Here is a 557-nt window from a genome sequence, read left to right as displayed (position 1 = left end):
CAAGAGAAGACCAACATGCTCCTGTTTAGCCGCCGTAACTTGAGGAAAGGCAAGCGATTTATCTTTGTGGGATTTGAGTTCTACTGGGAAGCGGATCGTAAAGGCCAACCTCGGGTGAAACGACGAACCGCCCCAAAGAAGTTGCAAGGGGCGAGCCGTCGAATCAAGGCGTGGATCAAAAAGGTGAGACACCTGTCGAAACGTGATTTTGTCAGAGGGCTTAATAGGCGGCTGACTGGTCACTATAACTACTACGGGATCATAGGCAACGGGCACGCGATTAACCGTTTCTATCTCTGGGCTATGGAATGTACGTTCAAATGGCTCAATCGACGAGGCGGTAAACGGAAGAGTTTCTCACAAGATACCTTCTGGAGAGCGGTAGATCGTGGTCTATTCAGGAAGCCCCGCATATTGGTTGGGATGTCCCGGAGGGTGTCAGTATGATGGTCTTGTCTTGCGCGAAAGCGAGTACAACCGAAGAACCGGATGCGGCAATACCGCACGTCCGGGACTGTGCAGGGGGCGCCGGGTAACCGGCGTTCCTACTGCGAGAC

General features: G+C 53.0%; 1 protein-coding gene. It reads right to left on the bottom strand.

From position 1 onward, the window contains the following. A partial coding sequence (locus NPX02_RS21290) for a hypothetical protein (RefSeq protein WP_260296075.1) occupies positions 1-243 on the bottom strand: 243 nt, incomplete at its 3' end. Between the last annotated feature and the right edge of the window lie 314 nt (positions 244-557).

Origin of the sequence: Sedimenticola hydrogenitrophicus (assembly GCF_025175675.1) — a bacterium.
GTDB classification, from domain to species: domain Bacteria; phylum Pseudomonadota; class Gammaproteobacteria; order Chromatiales; family Chromatiaceae; genus Sedimenticola; species Sedimenticola hydrogenitrophicus.
Note: the sequence above shows the minus strand (reverse complement) of the source record. Positions and strands in the feature narration are given on the sequence as shown.